This is a genomic window from Niveispirillum lacus (assembly GCF_002251795.1).
GTDB classification, from domain to species: domain Bacteria; phylum Pseudomonadota; class Alphaproteobacteria; order Azospirillales; family Azospirillaceae; genus Niveispirillum; species Niveispirillum lacus.
Window position 1 is genome coordinate 78,802 of sequence record NZ_NOXU01000031.1, and the last position, 15,641, is coordinate 94,442.

Sequence of the window (15,641 nt, forward strand, 5' to 3'; positions counted from 1 at the left end):
GTCTCTCACAGGTCGCATCAGCACAGGCGCATGCGACTTTTATCGGTTCGGATCATGTCGCAAACGGGCCTTTGGCCCTGATGCGACCTACGGGGTTGTTGGCGTCGTCAGGTTCAGTTCCACGATGAAATCGTAGGCGTCGCCCCGGTACTGGCTGCGCACGAATTCCAGCGGGCGGCCATTTTCCAGAAAGCTGCGGCGTTCGATAAACAGAGCCGGCGTACCCTCCGGCACTTGCAGGATACTGGCCTGATCGGTCGTCAGCAGGCCGGCGGACAGGCGCTGCAGCGCGCGATAGGGTGGATATCCCAAGCCGCGCAGCACATCGTAGAGCGAGCCGGTCACCAGCAACGGATCGGGTAGGATGCGGGCTGGCACCACCGACAGTTCAATGGCCATCGGCGCCTCATCGGCCAGACGCAGACGCCACAGGCGGCTGACCTTCTCCCCCAGTGCCAGACCCAGCACCATCGCCTCTTCCGGGCTGGCAGACGCCACCGTGCGCGACAGCCAGCGCGATGACGGTTCCAGCCCGCGCGACCGCATATCCTCGGAAAAGCCGGTCAGGGCCGACAAGGGCTGTTCCACATGCGGGGCCTTGGCCACAAAGGTACCGGCGCGCGGGCGCTGATGCAGCAACCCTTCATCGACCAGCGCCTGCACCGCCTTGCGTACCGTCACGCGCGATACCGCAAACCCTTCGGCCAGATCGCGTTCAGCAGGCAGTGCATCCTCCACCGCCAGCGTCCCGTCGCTGATCAGTCGCTTCAGATGCCGGGCCAGTTGCATGTAAAGCGGCAGGGGGCTGTCGGCGGACAGGGCGGCGCTATCGAACAGGGGTTCGGTCACGCTCATGCGCCACCCGCCCGCCTGGCCAGCAGTACCCCGCCAGCCATGGCATCGCCCTTCGGTTCGGTCAACACACCGCGCACCCAGGGCGGCATCCAATCCAGCAGCACCGGCCCCAGCCCGCCCATGAGACAGATGGCGGGGGCACCCAGTTCCAGCAGGCGGCGGATATGCAGGACCAGATAATCGGCCTGTTCGCGCACCAGCCGCTCGGCCACCGGATCGCCCTTGCGCGCATGCTCCAGCACCAGCGGGGCCAGGGTCCCGTAATCCCCCGGTCGGGCGGGGCCGACCCAGGCGACGACGGCGGGCGGATCACCGCCCAGCGTCGCCATCACGGCCCGCGTCAGATCCGTGTGCGGCCCCAGGCCGTCATGACCCAGCAGGGCGGCCTTTACCGCCTCCCGACCCATCGACGCCCCGGAGCCCAGGTCCGATACCTCAAACCCCCATCCGCCAATGCCCCGGCCCACACCCTTAAGGATGATCTGCGCGGCACTGCCCGTGCCGGAAATCAGGATGGCGCCGTCCGCCCCGGCATGGGCGCCCAGGCAGGCGGTATAGGCGTCGGTATCGGACAGGATGCCGGCAAACGCCACTGGTGCGCTGTCGGCCACCCGCTGCTGATCGGCTGCGTTGGTGATACCGGCCAGCCCCAGGCCGATGAAGGTGCGGGACAACACGTCACGGCCCAGTTCCGCCTTCGCCAATGCCCCATCCACCGCTTCCATGATGGCATTCCAGGCGACATCCAGGCCCAGGCGGATATTGGCCGCTCCGCCCACAGCTTCGCCCAGCGTGCGTCCGGCCGCATCGGCCAGCCGCGCCCGACAGCGCGTGCCGCCACCATCAATGCCCAGGAACAGGGGAGAGGTCATGAAGGCGTCTCTTGGTCTCTATTCAATTGCTGACAGGTACGATACCAGATAAATACCAGATGGCAATATCCCAGGCCTGACTTGGCGATCAAATCTTCATCTGGTATGGTTGTCACGTCATTCGAACAAGACCAGAGACACACGATGTCCGCGACGGAGAAGGTGGGCCAACGGTTCCAGGGGCTGGACCAATGGTCCACGCCTGACATTCTGGAGGCGCTGTGGGCTGGGCAGGCGCGGGCCGTGTCGGCGTGTCTGGCGACCCTGCCGGCCCTGGGCCAGGCCGTGGATGAAGCGGCGGCGCGAATCGGCGCAGACGGCCGCTTGATCTATGTCGGAGCCGGATCATCGGCGGTGCTGGCGGCCCTGGATGGCTTGGAACTGCCCGGCACCTTCAGCTTCCCCCTGACGCGGGTGGAACTGATCCTGGCTGGCATTGGCGATCTGCGACTTGGGTTTGACGGGTCGGTGGAGGATGCGGGCGATGCCGGGGCCGACCGTGCCCGCGCTCTCTCTCCCGGTCCTGCTGACATTGTCATCGGTGTGTCGGCCAGCGGACGCAGTGCCTTTACCGTCGGTGCCCTGGATGTGGCGCGGGCGGCAGGGGCGCTGACCATTGGCATTGCCAGCAATGATGGTTCCCCCCTACTGCGGGCCGCCGAACATCCGCTGTTTGTGGATAGCGGGGAGGAGGTGATTGCCGGCTCCACCCGACTGGCGGCGGGTACTGCCCAAAAACTGCTGCTGAACCTGTTCTCTACAGCCCTGATGGTCCGGCTCGGCGGGGTATACGGCAACCTGATGGTCAACCTGCAGGTCAATAATGTGAAGCTGCAGGCCCGCGCGCTGGATATCCTCCGCGAGATCACGGGGGCTGATACCGGGGCGGCCACGCAGGCGCTGGCCGATTGCGGCGGGGCGCTGAAACCGGCGGCCCTGGTGCTGCTGCGCGGTGTGTCGCCCGATGGGGCGCGGGCCGCATTGGCAGCGGCAGGTGGCAATCTGCGCCGGGCGCTGGGGTGACCGATGGACCTGCTCGTCAAGCTCTACACCCTTCCGCCCGGTCCGGACCCGCTGCCCCCCGGCATCACCCTGCGTCGGGCATTGGCCCCGGAAGCGCCGGTGATCCTGCCCTGGATCGAAGAACGGTTCGGCGCCGGCTGGCGGGCAGAAGCGGCCGTAGCCCTGTCCACCTGTCCCCCCCGTATCCAGATCGCGCATGATGACGCCGGCGCCCTGCTGGGTTTTGCCTGCCACGACGTGACAGCGCGCGGCCTGTTTGGGCCGACCGGCGTGGATGAAAAGGCGCGGGGGACGGGGCTGGGCAAGGCGCTGCTATTGGCCAGCCTGCGCGCCATGGCGGCGGATGGCTATGCCTATGCCGTCATCGGCGGGGCGGGGCCGGTGGAATTCTACGTCAAGGCTGTCGGCGCCATCCCCATCGACGGGTCGGAGCCAGGTCTGTACCGGGGCATGTTGCGGCCCCGGTGATCAACTCCGTGTCATCAAGAACACCAGGATTGCCGTCGTCGCCGATACGTTCAGCGATTGGACCCGGCCGCTGCCGGCGATGGTGACCAGGTCGGTGCAGGCGGCCTGGCTGTCGGGCGGCATGCCGTGCTCCTCGTTCCCCATCACCACCGCGACGGGCTTTCCGCCCGGTTGCCGCGTCAGGTCGGACAGGGCAGGGAACGGTCCCAACGCCGTACCAATGGTGCGGTAGAAGCCGCCCAGCGCTTTCAGCGTGAGAGCAAAATTGGCGGCGCGGTAGAGGGTCAGATGTTCAAATCCGCCCTCGGCCACGCGATAGGCAGCTTCCGACGGCATGGCCTGCCCCGAATGGTCGGAGATGACGATCCGGGTCACACCGAAAAACGCGGCGGTGCGCACGATGGCACCCAGATTATGCGGGTTGGATACACCGTCCAGGATCAACAAGGGCTGGCCCGTCGCTGCCCAGCCCTGGGCCAGATCGAGACTGAAGGGCAGCACTGGGCGAGGGGCAGCTTCCACCACGATGCCGCCATGCATGGCGGACCCGGCGATCTTCTCCAACTCGTCCGACGGGACCAGCCGGAAGGGTTTGTGAGCGGCCGCCATGCGGGTGCAGAAGGGAGCGGCTGCCTGTTTCAGCCGTTCGTCGAAATAAAGTTTCTCTGCGCGATCAGGATCGCACGCGAACAGGGCCGTCACCGCCGGCAGGCCGCCAATACGAAACGGCTTGCGCCGGGTTTTGGCAGGGGCCGGCGGGCCGGCTTTGGGTTTCAGTGACAGGGTCGGGCGGTCGGCCATGAGGTCAGCCTGCGAAGAAAGTCAGCCAAGCCAGCATGATGCTGCCGATGAATATACGGTACCAGGCAAAGGGGGCAAAACCGTGCCGGCCCACGAAGGCTACCAGCCAGCGCACAACCAGCAGGGCCGACAAGAAGGCCACGATGAAACCGACCGCGATCATGCCGACACTGTCGACGGCCAGCACCTCGCGGTTCTTATACAGGTCATAGGTGGCGGCCCCCAGCATGGTGGGGATGGCGACGAAGAAGCTGAACTCCGCCGCCGCCTTGCGCTCCACCCCCATGAGCAGGGCGCCGATGATGGTCGCGCCGGAGCGCGAGACGCCGGGGATCATCGCCAGACACTGGGCAAAGCCGATGGACAAAGACAATTTCGGCGGGAACGCCTCCACCGCAAAATGCTGTGGCCGGGGCACCAGCCGTTCGGCCGCCAAGATGGCGATGCCGCCAGTGATCAGGGCGATGGATACAACTGTGGGGTTGAACAGCACATTCTTGATGTAGGAATGGGCAAACACCCCGATCACGGCGGCAGGCAAAAAGGCCAGCAGGATGGCGGCCGTAAATCGGTAGCTTTCGCCATTGCCCTGCACCAACCCGCGCACCACCCCCCAGAGCTTCTGGAAATAGACCAGCAGGATAGCCAGAATGGCGCCCAATTGGATCACCACCTTGAACAGGTCCTCTGCTTGCCCCTTGAAGCCCAGCATCTCCCCCAAAAGGATCAGATGGCCGGTGGACGAGACGGGTATAAACTCCGTCAACCCCTCCAGCAGACCGAGAAGGATGGCATCAAGATAGGGGGCGAGGTCGCTCAAAATCGGTGGTCCTGGCAGGCGTCGGTCGGCGCCTTATAGCAGCCAGTGCCGAGAGCGGCGAGGGGCATGATGGTAACCGACGGCCACACGGTGGTGGCCCCGGCCCCTTTCCATTTCAAGTATCCTGTAAAACCTTTCTGGCAATGCAGATACGCCCTTCCAACCAGACCGATTCATTTCATATGATCAAGGGGCGCAAGAGAGGACCCATCAATTGATCGTTAACCGCCATGGCTGAGGATGATAAGCACGGGAACGGGGGGACGTCGACAGGCGTGGTCGTGAAGGCCAAGCCGAAGACGAAAAAGCCCGCCATGTATAAGGTCCTGATGCTGAACGACGACTACACCCCCATGGAGTTCGTCGTGCATGTCCTTGAACGCTTCTTCAACAAGAACCGTGATGAAGCGACCCGGATTATGCTGCATGTCCATCGGCGGGGCGTCGGCGTCTGTGGTGTGTTTACCTATGAAGTGGCGGAAACAAAGGTGACCCAGGTCATGGACTTTGCCCGTCAGCACCAGCACCCGTTACAGTGCACCCTGGAAAAGGATTAGCGCATCATGCTGTCGCGGAATCTCGAACAGACCCTCCACCGGGCCCTGGCCAACGCCAACGAACGGCGTCACGAGTATGCGACGCTGGAACATCTGCTGCTGGCATTGACCGAAGACCAGGATGCCCTGGCCGTGCTGCGCGCCTGCGGCGTGGATGTCGCGAAGCTGAAGGCCGAACTGGTCGAATATCTGGACGGGGAACTGTCCAACCTGGTCACCACCCGCCAGGATGATGCCAAGCCCACGGCCGGTTTCCAGCGCGTGCTGCAACGCGCCGCCATCCATGTTCAGAGCAGTGGCCGGGAAGAGGTGACGGGCGCCAATGTGCTGGTCGCCCTGTTCTCCGAACGCGAAAGCCACGCCGTCTATTTCCTGCAGGAACAGGAAATGACGCGCTTCGACGCCGTAAACTACATCTCCCATGGTATCGCCAAGGCGCCCGGTCGGGCTGAGCCCAAGCGGGTGTCGGGTGCGGATGAGGAGGCGCATGCGGAGAAGGTGGTGAAGAAGGGGACCGATGCGCTGGAGGCCTATTGCGTCAACCTGAACAAGAAGGCGCTGTCCGGCAAGATCGACGCCCTGATCGGGCGTGAGCAGGAGGTGGAACGCACCATCCAGATCCTCTGCCGCCGTTCGAAGAACAACCCGCTCTATGTGGGTGACCCTGGCGTGGGCAAGACCGCCATCGCCGAGGGTCTGGCGCGGCGTATTGTGCAGGGCGAGGTGCCGGACATCCTGAAGAAGGCCACCATCTACTCGCTCGACATGGGCTCGCTGCTGGCCGGTACCCGTTATCGCGGTGACTTCGAGGAGCGGTTGAAGGCGGTGGTGTCGGAGCTGGAGGCGCTGGAAGGCTCCATCCTGTTCATCGACGAAATTCATACCGTCATCGGTGCCGGCGCCACCAGCGGTGGGGCCATGGATGCGTCCAACCTGCTGAAGCCGGCGCTGGCTTCGGGCGCGCTGCGCTGCATCGGCAGCACGACCTACAAGGAATATCGTTCCTATTTCGAGAAGGACCGCGCCCTGGTCCGCCGCTTCCAGAAGATCGATGTGAACGAACCGTCGATCGAAGACGCGATCAAGATTCTGGACGGCATCAAGGTCTATTACGAAACGCACCACAAGGTGCGCTACACCAAGGATGCCATCCGGTCGGCCGTGGAACTGTCGGCCCGCTATATCGGTGACCGCAAACTGCCCGACAAGGCCATCGACGTGATCGATGAGGTGGGGGCAGCGCAAACCATGCTGCCCGAAAACAAGCGCAAAAAGACCATCACCCAGAAGGATGTGGAAGCCGTGGTCGCCAAGATCGCGCGCATCCCGCCCAAATCGGTCAGCCGCGATGACAAGGAAGTGCTGCTGAACCTGGAACGCGACCTGAAGACCATGGTCTTCGGCCAGAATCAGGCCATCGAAGCCCTGGTCTCGGCCATCAAGTTGGCCCGTGCGGGCCTGCGTGAGGCGGAAAAGCCCATCGGCAACTACCTGTTCTCCGGCCCCACCGGTGTCGGCAAAACGGAGGTCGCCAAGCAGCTTGCCCGGACACTGGGCATTGAGCTGGTTCGCTTCGATATGTCTGAATATATGGAGCGGCACACGATCAGCCGCCTGATCGGCGCGCCGCCCGGCTATGTCGGTTTCGACCAGGGCGGCATGCTGACCGATGCCATTGATCAGCATCCGCATTGCGTGCTGCTGCTGGATGAGATCGAGAAGGCGCATCCCGACATTTACAACATCCTGTTGCAGGTGATGGACCATGGCAAGCTGACGGACCATAACGGCAAGATTGTCGATTTCCGCAACGTCATCCTGATCCTGACCACCAATGCCGGTGCCGCCGACATGGCCAAGCATGCCATCGGTTTTGGTAGTGGTGTACGGACCGGCGATGATCAGGAAGCCATCAACAAGACCTTCACACCGGAATTCCGCAACCGTCTGGATGCCATCATCCCGTTCGGCAATCTGGGTCCGGATGTGGTGGCCCGGGTGGTGGACAAGTTCGTGATGGAGCTGGAAGCCCAGTTGACCGACCGTGGCGTCACCATCGAACTGACCGATGGTGCCCGCGCCTGGCTGGCCAAGAAGGGCTACGACCCCGTCATGGGCGCGCGCCCGCTGGCCCGCACCATCCAGGAACATGTGAAGAAGCCGCTGGCCGAGGAACTGCTGTTCGGCAAGCTGTCGAAGGGCGGGGCCGTGCGCGTCATCCTGAACAAGGAAGGCGACGGCCTGGATTTCGACTATGCCGAGCCGAAAGGCCAAAAACGCGAGGAAAAGGTCGAAGAACTCGCGTGATTTGACATTATGTATCATACCTTAGACATTGGGCGTGTAAGCAACGCCCGATGTCGGAGGTATGATGCGTGTTCTGAGGTTGCTGAACTGGCCGATCCTACTGGTCATCGGCGCTATGCTGTCAGGTTGCGGCGGGAATGCCGCTCTTGTTCGTGACCGCGAGGATGTGCCGGTCCTGCAAGGTTCCGGTAAGGCACTGGTTTACTTCAGTGCCGGCATCGACCAGATGGGCGGGCTGTTCACCAGCGACTATGTCTCCCAGCCGATGTTGACGCTGGCGGTGGATCCACCCGTGAAGGTGATGGAGAACGGCGTCCTGGTTGAAAAGAAGCTTTTTTTCGCGGTAGCCCAGGACCGTTTTTTCACTTTGCCCGCCGGTCGCTACGGTTTGGCCAATATCTCCACGTATGATGGCGGCCGCAACAATGCCAGCTACCGTCTGGGCCGTATCGATGGTCGATGGATCATCGATTTCGAGGTCAAGGAGGGCGATGTCCTTTATCTTGGCCATTGGCATTTCGCACCCGACCGGCAGGACCCCGCCAACGTCCGGCTGGATATCCGTGTCGATGACCGGTTCGACCAGATCGCGGCCGACCTGCGCCAGCAACTGAACAAGCAGGAACGCGGGCGCGGCGACCGGTTGGTGCGGCGTTTGGTGGTTCCCACCCGGTCGTCCGTGCCCCTGATTGCGGCGCCGGCAAATATGCCCTGACGGCGTGCAGCCGATCCTGAAAGACGCCCGGCGGGGAGACCTGCCGGGCTTTTTCTCGGCGCGGATCGGTTGCGTCATTGCCCCAAAACAGGCGGAATGCCTCGCTGGAAACCAAGATAGTCCCATTTCGGTCCTAATTTCGCATCTGCGAGCGACTCTCAATGGTCATTATGCGGAAATGCATCGGAACCATGCAGGGATAAAAGGTCAGTTATACTGACGTATCGCGCAAAAACTGCTGGAACAGGCCAATTTTCCGCTTTATATGAACATCAATGGTGCCGTTTGGGAAAGGGGATTACCCACCTGCGGGCGCCGCTTCCAACGGTGCGAAGCCCTCTTGCTTCGCACTGCGGCAGGAAAGGGGCCTCCGCCCCGGTTGATGCAAGGATTTGGTTTCATGGCGACGCAGAAGATGCTCGGTTTCGTTCACACCGACCAACGCATGCCCGACAAGCGCAAGGCCGACCTGCGCCGCCAGGATTTCAACGAGATTTATGCCCGTTTCAGCGACGATGGCGCGAAGGAGCAGGCCAATCGCTGTTCGCAGTGCGGTGTGCCCTTCTGCCAAGTGCATTGCCCCGTTTCCAACAATATCCCCGACTGGCTGAAGCTGACGGCCGAAGGGCGGTTGGAAGAGGCGTATGAACTGTCGCAGGCGACCAACAACCTGCCGGAAATCTGTGGCCGCATCTGCCCGCAGGATCGCCTGTGTGAAGGCAATTGCACCATCGAACAATCGACCCATGGAACCGTGACCATTGGCGCGGTGGAAAAATACATCACCGACACGGCCTTCGATAAGGGCTGGGTCAAGCCCATCGTGCCGCGCATTGAGCGCGAACAGTCGGTCGCCATTATCGGTGCCGGCCCCGCCGGATTGGCCGCCGCCGACCAGTTGCGCAAGAAGGGCTATCAGGTCCATGTCTATGACCGGTATGACCGGGTCGGCGGCTTGCTGATGTATGGCATTCCGGGCTTCAAGCTGGAAAAGGATGTGGTCATCCGCCGCTGGAAGCTGCTGGAGGAAGGCGGCGTCAAGTTCCACCTGGGCGTGGAAATCGGCCGGAACACCGACATGCGGACCCTTCGCGCCCAGCATGACGCCGTGCTGATCGCCACGGGTGTCTATAAGGCGCGCGACCTGGGCGGGCCGGGTGCTGGCCTGGATGGCATCGTGCCGGCGCTGGATTACCTGACCGCCAGCAACCGCAAGAGCCTGGGCGACACGGTGCTGGATTTCGAGACGGGCAAGCTGAACGCCAAGGGCAAGAAGGTCGTGGTCATCGGTGGCGGTGACACCGCCATGGACTGCGTGCGCACCGCCATCCGCCAGGGCGCGATGTCGGTGAAGTGCGTCTATCGCCGCGACCGCAAGAACATGCCCGGTTCCCAGCGTGAAACCGCCAATGCCGAGGAAGAAGGCGTGGAATTCGTCTGGCAGACGGCGCCGGAAGGTTTCACCGGTGACGCGCATGTCACGGGCGTGAAGGCCTATAAGATGCATATGGGCGTGGCCGATGCCACCGGCCGCCAGACCCCGCTGCCCATCGAAGGCTCCAACTTCACCATGGACGCCGATCTGGTGATCAAGGCCCTGGGCTTTGACCCCGAAGACATCCCCACCCTGTTCGGTGTGCCGGAACTGAAGGTCAGCCGCTGGGGCACGGTGCAGGTGAAGTATGCCACCATGATGACCAACCTGGACGGCGTGTTCGCCGCCGGCGACATTGTGCGCGGCGCCAGCCTGGTGGTGTGGGGCATCAAGGATGGCCGCGACGCCGCTGTGGGCATCCACAACTACATCCAGGCCAAGATCGCCCAGGGCGTGGCGGTTGCGGCAGAATAAGTCGCCCCGATAGCCGGAACTTTCTCCATCCACCGTCAACGGGTGAATTGCGTCCATGCTCCGCCTCTATGACCACCTCACCTCCGGGAACGGCTTTAAGTGCCGCTGGCTGCTGTCGCAGCTTCGCCTGCCGTTTGAGCGGGTGGAGATGGATATTGATGCGGCCCAGACGCGGACCGACGCTTTCCTGGCGCTCAACCCCAACGGGCGCATCCCGCTGTTGCGGCTGGCACCCGGCGACTTCCTGGCCGAAAGCAACGCCATCCTGCGCTGGCTGGCTGAGGACACGACTTTCTGGCCGGATAATCGCCGCGACAAGGCCGCCGTCCTGCAATGGCTGTTCTGGGAACAGTATAGCCATGAACCGAACATCGCGACGGCCCGGTTCTGGATCACCCATAAGGTGGCCATGGACCCCGAACGTATCCATGCCCTGATCGTGAAGCGCGAGCAGGGGCATGCGGCGCTGAAACTGATGGAACGCCACCTGACGGGCCGGGACTGGTTCGTGGGGCAGAAGGCCACCATCGCCGACATCGCACTCTACGCCTACACCCATGTGGCGGAAGAAGGGGGCTTCGACCTTGCCCCCTATCCAGCCATCCGCGACTGGCTGGACCGGTTTGCCGCCCAGCCGAACCACATCAACATCACAGACGCCGTGGGCACGCCCGTGTCCCTGGCCGACGCACTGTCTTCCGAACAGAGGGCCTGACCATGACCGACGCCACCATCAACGCCGGTGAGATTTTCGCGGCCGAGTACACCGCCAACAAGGCCCTGCTGGACACGACTGCCTTTGTCGATACCGAACAGCATGATGCCTGTGGCGTCGGCTTTGTGGCGGCCATTGACGGCAAGCCTCGCCGCGAGGTGGTGGAAAAGGCCGTGGAGGCGCTGAAGGCGCTCTGGCACCGCGGTGCCGTCGATGCCGACGGCAAGACGGGCGACGGGGCTGGCATCCATGTGCAGTTACCGCAGGCGTTTTTCCGCGAACATGTGGTCCGTACTGGCCATCCGGAGCCCAAGGGCGTGATCGCTGTGGGCCAGGTCTTTCTGCCCCGGACGGACCTGTCCGCCCAGGAACGCTGCCGCGCCATCGTGGAGACCGAGGTCCTGAACTGGGGCTACACCATTTATGGCTGGCGTCAGGTCCCGATCGACATTTCGATCATTGGTGAAAAGGCCAACGCCACCCGGCCCGAGATCGAACAGATCATGGTCGGCAATGATGGCACCGTCTCGGATGAGCAGTTTGAGCGTGATCTGTACATCATCCGCCGTCGCATTGAGAAGGCGGTGGCCGGTGAACAGATCGGCGGCTTCTATATCTGCACCCTGTCGGCCCGCTCCATCATCTATAAGGGCATGTTCCTGGCCGAACAGTTGACAGCCTTTTATCCAGACCTTCTGGACGCGCGGTTTGAAAGCAATTTTGCTGTTTATCACCAGCGCTACTCCACCAACACCTTCCCGACCTGGCAGTTGGCCCAGCCCTTCCGTACGCTGGCCCATAATGGTGAGATCAACACGCTGCGCGGCAACGTCAATTGGATGAAGGCGCATGAAACGCGCATGTATTCCGAGGCGTTTGGCGCGCATGTTGAGGATCTGAAGCCGGTTATCCAGGTTGGTTCGTCGGATTCAGGTGCGCTGGACGCGGTGTTTGAACTGATGCTGATGTCTGGCCGGTCGGCACCGATGGTGAAGACCATGCTGGTCCCGGAAGCCTGGTCAAACAAGGAGGTGATGCCGAAGGCTCACCGCGACCTATACAGCTACGCCAATGCGGTGATGGAGCCATGGGACGGTCCGGCAGCGCTTGCCATCTATGATGGCCGTTGGGTTGTGGGCGGTGTGGACCGTAACGGCCTGCGTCCCCTACGCTATGTCATCACTGGCGACGGGTTGATCATCGGCGGGTCGGAAACCGGCATGGTCAAGATCAACGAACAGACCGTGGTGGAGAAGGGCCGCCTGGGTCCGGGGCAGATGATTGCCGTCGACCTGAAGGAAGGCCGTCTGTTCCATGATCGGGAGATCAAGGACAATCTGGCTGCCCAGCGCCCCTATGGCGACTGGATCGGGGAAATCACGGTCCTGGACGATCTGGTCAAGAAGGCCCCGGTGGAACCGGCGGAACTGTCCAAGGATGAACTGCGCCGCCGTCAATTGGCCTATGGTATCACCATGGAGGATCTGGAACTGATCCTGCAGCCCATGGTCGATGACGCCAAGGAAGCCGTCGGCTCCATGGGTGATGACAGCCCCATCGCGGTGCTGTCGGACAAGTATCGCGGCCTGCACCATTATTTCCGCCAGAACTTTGCCCAGGTCACCAATCCGCCCATCGACAGCCTGCGCGAAACCCGCGTCATGTCGCTGAAGACGCGTCTGGGCAATCTGGGCAACATTCTGGACGAAGATTCGGCCCAGTGCCGCCTTCTGCAGCTGGAAAGCCCGGTGCTGACCAGTGCGGAGTTCCGGGCCATGCGCAAATATATGGGCGCGACCGCAGCGGAGATCGACTGTACGTTTGAACCGGCCTCCGGCCCCAACGCCCTGCGCGACGGGCTGCGCCGCATCCGCCAGGAGGCCGAGGATGCCGTTCGCGGTGGCGCCACCCATGTCATCCTGACAGACGAGGGGATGAGCGGGACCCGCGCGCCCATGCCCATGATCCTGGCCACCGGTGCCGTGCATACGCACCTGATCCGTCAGCAACTGCGCACCTTCACCAGCCTGAATGTCCGCTCGGGCGAATGCCTGGACGTGCATTATTTCGCGGTGCTGATCGGTGTCGGTGCCACCACCGTCAACGCCTATATCGCCCAGGAAGCCATCGCCGACCGCCATCGCCGTGGCCTGTTCGGCGCGATGAGCCTGGAGGACTGTCTGAAGCGCTATAAAAAGGCCATCAATGACGGTCTGCTGAAGGTCATGTCCAAGATGGGCATCTCCATCATCAGTTCCTACCGTGGCGGCCTGAATTTTGAGGCCATTGGCCTGTCGCGCTCGCTGGCGGCTGAGTATTTCCCAGGATTGCCGTCCCGCATCTCCGGCCTGGGTCTGAATGGCATCCAGGAAGAAGTCGTGGGCCAGCACAAGATCGCCTATGACGAGGATGTGGTGGCCCTGCCGGTCGGCGGTTTCTATCGCTTCCGCAAGGGCGGCGACCGCCATGCCTGGGAGGGTGGCCTGATCCACCTGATGCAGACGGCCGTATCGACCGACAGTTTCTCCACCTTCAAGAAATACTCTGAGGCGCTGCACAAGCGCCCGCCTATCAATCTGCGCGACCTGCTGGACTTCAAGCCGGCGGAAAAGACCGTGCCGGTGGATGAGGTGGAGAGCATCACCAGCCTGCGCAAGCGCTTCATTACGCCCGGCATGTCGCTGGGCGCCCTGTCGCCCGAGGCACATGGAACGCTCAACGTCGCCATGAACCGCATCGGTGCCCGGTCGGTGAGCGGGGAGGGCGGTGAGGACCCGGCGCGCTTCAAGCCCGACGCCAATGGCGATAACTGGAACAGCGCCATCAAGCAGGTGGCTTCGGGCCGGTTCGGCGTGACGGCTGAGTATCTGAACCAGTGCCGCGAGATCGAGATCAAGGTGGCCCAGGGTGCCAAGCCCGGTGAGGGTGGCCAGTTGCCCGGCTTTAAGGTCACTGAACTGATCGCCAAGCTGCGCCACTCCACCCCCGGCGTCATGCTGATCAGCCCGCCGCCGCACCATGACATCTACTCGATCGAAGATCTGGCGCAGCTCATCTATGACCTGAAGCAGATCAACCCGGTCGCCAAGGTCTGTGTGAAGCTGGTGTCGCGGTCGGGTATTGGCACCATCGCCGCCGGGGTGGCCAAGGCGGGTGCGGATATCATCCTGGTCGCCGGCCATAATGGCGGCACCGGTGCGTCGCCGCAGACCTCGGTCAAATATGCGGGCGTGCCGTGGGAAATGGGCCTGTCGGAAGTGCAGCAGGTGTTGACGTTGAACCGTCTGCGCCACCGTGTGACGCTGCGCACCGATGGCGGTCTGAAGACGGGTCGTGACATCGTGATCGCCGCCATGCTGGGTGCAGAAGAGTTTGGCATCGGCACGGCAGCCCTGGTCGCCATGGGTTGCATCATGGTCCGCCAGTGCCATTCCAATACCTGCCCCGTCGGCGTGTGCGTGCAGGATGAGGACCTGCGCAAGAAGTTCACAGGCACGCCGGAAAAGGTCGTCAACCTGTTCAGCTTCATCGCGGAGGAAGTGCGCGAGATCCTGGCTGGCCTGGGCTTCCGTGAGCTGCGGGAAGTGGTGGGCCGTTCTGACCTGCTGCATCAGGTCAGCCGTGGGGCCGCCCATTTGGACGATCTGGACCTGAACCCGCTGCTGTCGGTGGCTGATCCCGGCGAATATGCCCGCTACTGCACGCTGGAAGGCCGCAACGAGGTGCCGGATACGCTGGACGCCCAGATGATCAAGGACGCCAAGGCCTTGTTCGAGGTGGGTGAAAAGACCCAGATGCAGTATCACGCCCAGAACACGCACCGCGCCATCGGCACGGCCCTGTCGGGCATGATCACCCGCAAGTTCGGCATGAAGGGGCTTCAGCCCGGCCATGCCACCGTTCGCCTGCGCGGTTCGGCTGGTCAGTCACTGGGCGCCTTCGCGGTCCAGGGTCTGAAGCTCGAAGTGTTCGGCGACGCCAATGACTATGTCGGCAAGGGCCTGTCGGGCGGTACCATCGTGGTGCGTCCGCTGACCGCCAGCCCGCTGAAGACCAACGAGAACACGATCATCGGCAACACCGTCCTGTACGGTGCCACGGCGGGCAAGCTGTTCGCGGCGGGCCAGGCCGGTGAACGGTTTGCGGTACGCAATTCCGGTGCGACGGTGGTTGTGGAGGGCTGTGGCTCCAACGGGTGCGAGTATATGACGGGGGGGCTGGCCGTCATTCTGGGTAAAGTTGGCGACAATTTCGCCGCCGGCATGACGGGTGGCATGGCCTATGTCTATGACGAGGAAGGATCGTTCCCGCTCTGCGTGAATCCAGAAAGTGTCATCTGGCAGCGCCTGGAAGTGCCCCATTACGAAGAGCAGTTGAAGTCCTTGATCCAGGAACATATCGATGAGACGGGGAGCCGTTGGGCGTCCCAGCTTCTCAACGATTGGGAGCTGGTGCGTGGGCAGTTCTGGCAGGTGGTGCCGAAGGAGATGCTGAACCGGCTGCCGGTCCCTGTTACGGCGCCGGAACGACTGAGCGCTGAGTAAGTCCAAGTAAGGATAGGGGGCCGAAAGGCCCCCTTTTCATTTAAGGCCGCGACTCGGGAAACAAGGCTTTCTGCGGCTTGCCGAGTCGCAAGCCTGAGCCGCGAGTCGAATCTAT

Annotated in this window: 12 protein-coding genes; 8 read left to right on the forward strand and 4 right to left on the reverse strand. The window is 62.8% G+C overall.

The window, feature by feature from the left end; all coding sequences use genetic code 11:
• Positions 1-87 precede the first annotated feature (87 nt).
• Together CHU95_RS16105 and CHU95_RS16110 are read right to left on the reverse strand one after the other, a co-directional pair.
• Complete coding sequence (locus CHU95_RS16105) at positions 88-855, reverse strand: GntR family transcriptional regulator (protein WP_094457372.1); 768 nt, start codon at positions 853-855, stop codon at positions 88-90.
• Positions 852-1,727 (reverse strand): glucosamine kinase nucleotide-binding domain-containing protein, encoded by an 876-nt coding sequence (locus tag CHU95_RS16110; protein ID WP_094457373.1) that lies wholly within the window; start codon positions 1,725-1,727, stop codon positions 852-854. The genes CHU95_RS16105 and CHU95_RS16110 overlap by 4 nt, the downstream gene beginning before the upstream one ends.
• A 144-nt stretch (positions 1,728-1,871) precedes the next feature.
• Here CHU95_RS16110 and CHU95_RS16115 point away from each other — a divergent pair, with 144 nt between their 5' ends.
• Both CHU95_RS16115 and CHU95_RS16120 read left to right on the forward strand, forming a co-directional pair.
• Positions 1,872-2,750, forward strand: a complete 879-nt coding sequence (locus CHU95_RS16115) for an N-acetylmuramic acid 6-phosphate etherase (RefSeq protein WP_207762525.1) — start codon at positions 1,872-1,874, stop codon at positions 2,748-2,750.
• A gap of 3 nt (positions 2,751-2,753) precedes the next feature.
• Entirely contained in the window at positions 2,754-3,218 is a 465-nt protein-coding gene (locus CHU95_RS16120; RefSeq protein ID WP_207762526.1) for a GNAT family N-acetyltransferase, read from the forward strand.
• Here the strand turns inward: CHU95_RS16120 and CHU95_RS16125 are convergent, their stop codons facing one another.
• A complete protein-coding gene (locus CHU95_RS16125; RefSeq protein ID WP_094457375.1) occupies positions 3,219-4,019 on the reverse strand; it encodes a TrmH family RNA methyltransferase in 801 nt (266 codons plus the stop codon). It lies immediately after the preceding gene.
• Between the two features lie 4 nt (positions 4,020-4,023).
• Positions 4,024-4,839: an undecaprenyl-diphosphate phosphatase gene (locus tag CHU95_RS16130; RefSeq protein WP_094457376.1), complete on the reverse strand. Its 816-nt coding sequence runs from the start codon at positions 4,837-4,839 to the stop codon at positions 4,024-4,026.
• A gap of 230 nt (positions 4,840-5,069) precedes the next feature.
• On the opposite strand from CHU95_RS16130, the gene clpS reads away from it, so the two are divergent.
• From clpS to gltB, 6 genes are all read left to right on the forward strand, one after another.
• Positions 5,070-5,396 carry an ATP-dependent Clp protease adapter ClpS gene (clpS, locus tag CHU95_RS16135; RefSeq protein ID WP_054165869.1) on the forward strand — a complete coding sequence of 109 codons (327 nt, stop codon included), beginning with the start codon at positions 5,070-5,072 and terminating at the stop codon, positions 5,394-5,396.
• Positions 5,397-5,402: 6 nt separating this feature from the next.
• Positions 5,403-7,703 carry an ATP-dependent Clp protease ATP-binding subunit ClpA gene (gene clpA / locus CHU95_RS16140; RefSeq protein ID WP_094457377.1) on the forward strand — a complete coding sequence of 767 codons (2,301 nt, stop codon included), beginning with the start codon at positions 5,403-5,405 and terminating at the stop codon, positions 7,701-7,703.
• A gap of 61 nt (positions 7,704-7,764) precedes the next feature.
• Positions 7,765-8,418: a hypothetical protein gene (locus CHU95_RS16145; RefSeq protein ID WP_094457378.1), complete on the forward strand. Its 654-nt coding sequence runs from the start codon at positions 7,765-7,767 to the stop codon at positions 8,416-8,418.
• Positions 8,419-8,818: 400 nt separating this feature from the next.
• Positions 8,819-10,267, forward strand: coding sequence for an NAD(P)-dependent oxidoreductase (locus CHU95_RS16150; protein ID WP_094457943.1), 1,449 nt, complete (start codon positions 8,819-8,821; stop codon positions 10,265-10,267).
• A gap of 55 nt (positions 10,268-10,322) precedes the next feature.
• Positions 10,323-10,982 carry a glutathione S-transferase family protein gene (locus tag CHU95_RS16155; RefSeq protein WP_094457379.1) on the forward strand — a complete coding sequence of 220 codons (660 nt, stop codon included), beginning with the start codon at positions 10,323-10,325 and terminating at the stop codon, positions 10,980-10,982.
• A gap of 2 nt (positions 10,983-10,984) precedes the next feature.
• Positions 10,985-15,526 carry a glutamate synthase large subunit gene (gene gltB / locus CHU95_RS16160; protein WP_094457380.1) on the forward strand — a complete coding sequence of 1,514 codons (4,542 nt, stop codon included), beginning with the start codon at positions 10,985-10,987 and terminating at the stop codon, positions 15,524-15,526.
• Positions 15,527-15,641 lie beyond the last annotated feature (115 nt).